This window comes from Fulvivirga lutimaris, assembly GCF_009711525.1.
GTDB lineage: Bacteria > Bacteroidota > Bacteroidia > Cytophagales > Cyclobacteriaceae > Fulvivirga > Fulvivirga lutimaris.
The window spans coordinates 24,410-29,124 of sequence record NZ_SMLV01000396.1 but is presented as its reverse complement, the minus strand read 5'-3'; the positions used below and the strand labels follow the sequence as shown (position 1 = coordinate 29,124).

The window sequence follows — 4,715 nt, the reverse complement described above, 5'->3', positions numbered from 1 at the left end:
GGTACACTCCTAACTGTTATTGTTCAATCGAGTAGTGCGGCAATGACGCTGACAATTGTCTTAACGACTCAAGGTTTGCCTTTAGACATAGCAGCGGCAATGGTTCTTGGAGAAAATATAGGAACAACAGTTACAGCGGAACTAGCGTCACTGATTGCTAATGTACATGCGAAGCGATCAGCAAGAATTCATTCCTTGTTTAATGTCATAGGCGTTACGTGGATGGTTATAATTATGCCATATTATCTTGACGGCTTAGACTGGTTTCTTGGATTGTTTTTCTCAGATGCTGCTTCATCAAGCAATTTTGCTCTAGCAGCATTTCACACAGCATTTAACTTAACAAACGTTCTAATATTAATTGCATTTGTTCCACAATTGGTTTCTATAGCTACTAAGTCAGTTAAATCCAAAGGTGATGATGATGAAGAGTTCAAGTTAGAATATATTTCAAGGGGTGTTGTTTCATCATCTGAGATTGCCTTAGCTGAAGCATCGAAAGAAATGTCAAAGTTTGGTGGACTAATCAAAAAGATGTCTGGCTGGCTGTTTGAGCTCTCTGAAGAGAAAAAGGACAAGAAGATTAATAAGCTGATTGGCAAGATTCAGAAAATGGAAATTTTAACAGATGAGCTCGATGAGCAGATCAATAGTTTTATGATAAAAATTTCTGCTTCAAGTTTAAGTGAAAGTAGTTCAGTTGAAATGAGAGGAATGCTTAGTATTTCAAACGACCTCGAACGTGTGGCTGATATAATTTTCAGAATGGCACGTGACCTTGAAAGAAAGCACAAAAACAAGATCAAATTTAATGATGATCAGAAAGAACAATTGAACAAGCTAGCTAAACTGGTAGATGAAGCTATTGAGATTATGCTAAGTAATTTGAATAAGCCTGTAAAAGAGGTTCATTTGGCGGGTGCTTTAGAGAAGGAGCAAGAGATAAATAAATACAGAGGTAAGTTGCGTAAAGGTGACCTTAAGGCCGTTGAAAATAAGGACTATGATGTAAAAGCAGGCATTGTATTTAGAGATATCTACAACGGATATGAGAAAGTAGGTGATCACCTGATAAATGTCACTGAAGCAATATTAGGTCTTGGTATTAAAGACGAAGAAGATCTTAAAGAGTTAGAAGAGACTAACTAATACTAGTAAGAGTTTAGGGAATTGATGGCCAGCCAGGCCATCAGCCCTGACCCAATTTCTAAGGCAGATTCATCGATATTAAAAGTTGGGGTATGAACATATGAGGTGATACCTTTATCCTCATTTCTTGTCCCTAGTCTGTAAAAGCATGCTGGTATTTCTTGGGTATAGTAAGAGAAATCTTCTGCACCCATCCATAGCGGAAGCTCAACAATATTTTCCTCACCAACATAATCGGTAGCAGCTTTTCGTGCCGATTCAGTAGTTAAGGGATCATTTTCAAGATAAGGGTACCCTTTTGAAATAAAGACTTCACAGCTGCCCCCCATTCCTTCGGCTATGCTCTGAGCCATTTTTGTAATCTTTTGATGAGCATCTGCTCGCCACTCTTCATTCATGGCCCTAAATGTACCATCTACTTTCACCTCATCAGGAATGATGTTGGTAGCGCCATTAGCGATCACCTTACCAAAAGATAAAACCGTTGGTGTCTTCGGGCTGGCATTTCTACTTATGATCTGCTGCAGAGCAACTAGAATATGAGCAGTAATTAACACAGGATCAATGGCCAATTCTGGAATCGCACCGTGCCCGCCCTTACCCTTTACTGTTAGGTATATTTCATCACAACTTGCCATATACATGCCTGATCGAAAACCGATCTTACCAACAGGTATAAGCGGCATAACATGCTGACCTAAAATACTTGACGGTGCAGGATTCTTCAGTGCTCCATCTTTTATCATCAACGATGCTCCTCCTGGGTTTTTCTCTTCACCAGGTTGGAAAATCATCTTGACAGTTCCTTCAAAATCATTTTTAAGCTCATGTAGTATTTTACAAGTTCCCAATAAAGAAGCTGTATGAGCATCATGCCCACAGGCATGCATTACACCTTCATTTTTTGATTTGTAAGGAACGTCATTAGCCTCAGTGATAGGAAGGGCATCCATATCAGCACGAAGTGCTATTACCTTTTTAGTAGGATTTTTTCCCTCTATAACTGCCGTAAGGCCAGTTTCAGCTACACCTTCTTTAGGTTCGATGCCGATATTTCTGAGCTGTTCGGCAACGTATTTAGCGGTATTGTATTCCTTATAAGAAAGTTCAGGGTTAGCATGTATGTGCCTTCTGATATTTATAACATCAGAAGCATACTCTTTCGCTAATTTCTTTACCTTATCTATCAAACTAATTGATGTAAATTCTTTCTGGAATAATAATGGTTGATGAAAACCTCTTTTTTAACCTTGAGTAAGTTTTTTGAGCTTCTAATCTGTTGTAAAATTTACCAACCCTCACTTTAAAGTTTGGCTCATCATACTTTAAAGTGGGAGATGACTCTGGAAGGATAGTATAAACTTTTCCTCTTGCGATTTTAGCCTCATCACTACTAGTTCCTGAATATACCTGAACAGTGTACCCATCAACATAATTAACATCACTCTTCAATCGATCAATGCTATCTAAAACACTATTCAACTGAGTAGTAACATCAAAAGTTGGTGCAGGGTATATTTTAGCCTCAACTTCTAATTCAGCATTTACCTGCTCGTTATCTTTTGGCATTTCATATCTCTGACGATGCACAGACAAATCCTCAGAATAAACCTCAACAGACGAAGTGTTAGTAGTGATGCTTGGTGAACAAGCATTAAAAGCAACTATGACAACCAATAAAAGGAGATAACTATGTTTCATTATTCTTCTACAAGTACGCATTTTTTACTGTTAATATCTTCCTCAACAGTTTTAAATTTCACATCTTTTTTCAGACTTCCATCCATGTATTGAACAGTTACCCTATCGTTTCTGCCTACTATTTTTTCAGACTTCAGAGGCATGGTTTTTTCAGCCGGAGGTCTGTTTGCTGCTGGCTGTCCACCACCGCTTAATAATGAACGAGATTCTTCTTTCTTCTCATTAAGCTGCTGTTTTTTGGCCTGTCTTGCTTCTTGTACCTGGTTAGGATCTTCCACGGGCAAATCTGCCTTAACAAGGAAGGAGATGGTATCTTCATTAACCTTGGCTATAAATCTTTTGAAGAGTTCAAAACCTTCAAACTTGTAAATCAATAAAGGATCTTTTTGCTCATATACAGCATTTTGAACACTTTGCTTCAAGTCGTCCATTTCACGTAAATGGTCCTTCCACAATTGATCAATTAGCGCGAGTGTAGCCATTTTTTCCATGGCCTTTATTAACTCCTTGTTATCTGTAGCTACACATTTCTTGAGATTAGCTGCAACACCAATTTGCTTTTTGCCATCAGTAAAAGGCACCAGTATGTTTTCGATAGTCGCTCCTCTGGTCTCTTCTATATTCTTAATGATAGGAAGTGCTCTTTCAGCTATAGCTTCATTTTTACGCTTGTAATGATCAAATGCTGCAGAATACAATTTGTGCGCTAGATCTTCCTCACCGATTGTTTCAAATTCTTCTTGGGAAATGTTGAAATCAATACCTAATACTCCAAGAGTTGTAAGCTTAAAGCTGTCATAATTATCAGTACCTTTTGTATTAGCAATGATATCTTCACAAGTATCAAACAACATGTTCATGATGTCAAGCTCCAAACGTTCGCCATAAAGAGCATTTCTTCTTCGCTTATAAATGACCTCTCTTTGAGAGTTCATTACATCATCATACTCAAGTAACCTCTTGCGAATACCGAAGTTATTTTCCTCAACCTTAGTCTGTGCACGCTCAATTGACTTAGTTACCATAGAGTGAGAAATAACCTCACCTTCTTGAAGACCAAGTCTATCCATGATCTTTGCAATACGCTCAGGCATGAACATTCTCATTAAGTTATCTTCCAAACTCACAAAGAACTGAGAAGATCCCGGGTCTCCTTGTCTACCAGATCTACCTCTAAGCTGCCTGTCAACACGTCTTGATTCGTGACGTTCAGTACCAATTATAGCAAGTCCACCTGCGGCTTTAGATTCAGGAGTAAGTTTAATATCCGTTCCTCTACCAGCCATGTTAGTTGCAATAGTCACAGTTCCTGGTTTACCAGCTTCTGCTACTACCTCTGCTTCTCGCTGATGCTGTTTTGCGTTCAGCACCTGGTGGCCAATCTTACGCATGTTCAACATACGGCTTACCAACTCAGAAGTCTCAACGGATGTGGTACCTACGAGCACAGGTCTTCCTTGTTCTGTAAGCTTTACAATTTCATCTACTACAGCATTGAATTTTTCCCTCACCGTTTTGAAAACCATGTCCTGGTGGTCATTTCTGGCAATTGGTCTGTGAGTAGGCATTACTACAACGTCCAACTTATAGATTTCCCAGAACTCCCCAGCTTCAGTTTCTGCAGTACCAGTCATACCAGAGAGTTTGTGGTACATTCTGAAATAGTTCTGTAATGTGATGGTAGCATAGGTTTGTGTAGCATCTTCTACTTTAACATTCTCCTTAGCTTCAATAGCCTGATGCAATCCATCAGAGTATCTACGTCCTTCCATCACACGACCTGTCTGCTCATCTACAATCATGACCTTTCCATCAACAATGATGTATTCGGTATCTTTTTCGAAAAGTGTATAGGCTTTTAGAAG

At 38.9% G+C, this 4,715-nt stretch carries 4 protein-coding genes; 1 reads left to right on the top strand and 3 read right to left on the bottom strand.

The genetic code is table 11. The features are described from left to right. Positions 1-1,149 (top strand): Na/Pi cotransporter family protein (locus E1140_RS13295; protein WP_185153578.1); only part of this gene is annotated, 1,149 nt, incomplete at its 5' end. A 2-nt stretch (positions 1,150-1,151) separates the two neighbouring features. Here E1140_RS13295 and E1140_RS13290 read toward each other — a convergent pair. The 3 genes from E1140_RS13290 to E1140_RS13280 form a co-directional block, all read right to left on the bottom strand. Next, a complete protein-coding gene (locus E1140_RS13290; protein WP_185153580.1) occupies positions 1,152-2,345 on the bottom strand; it encodes an amidohydrolase in 1,194 nt (397 codons plus the stop codon). Then, the gene (locus tag E1140_RS13285; RefSeq protein ID WP_185153577.1) at positions 2,341-2,850 is read right to left on the bottom strand and encodes an SPOR domain-containing protein; all 510 of its coding nucleotides are present in this window, start codon (positions 2,848-2,850) and stop codon (positions 2,341-2,343) included. The genes E1140_RS13290 and E1140_RS13285 overlap by 5 nt, the downstream gene beginning before the upstream one ends. Continuing rightward, the coding region (locus E1140_RS13280; protein WP_484494446.1) for a preprotein translocase subunit SecA at positions 2,850-4,715 on the bottom strand (1,866 nt) is incomplete at its 5' end. The genes E1140_RS13280 and E1140_RS13285, both read right to left, overlap by 1 nt.

Bases quoted from the DNA above. Each gene is read 5' to 3' on its own strand.
- E1140_RS13285 (WP_185153577.1), bottom strand. From the start codon at position 2,850: ATGAAACATAGTTATCTCCTTTTATTGGTTGTCATAGTTGCTTTTAAT.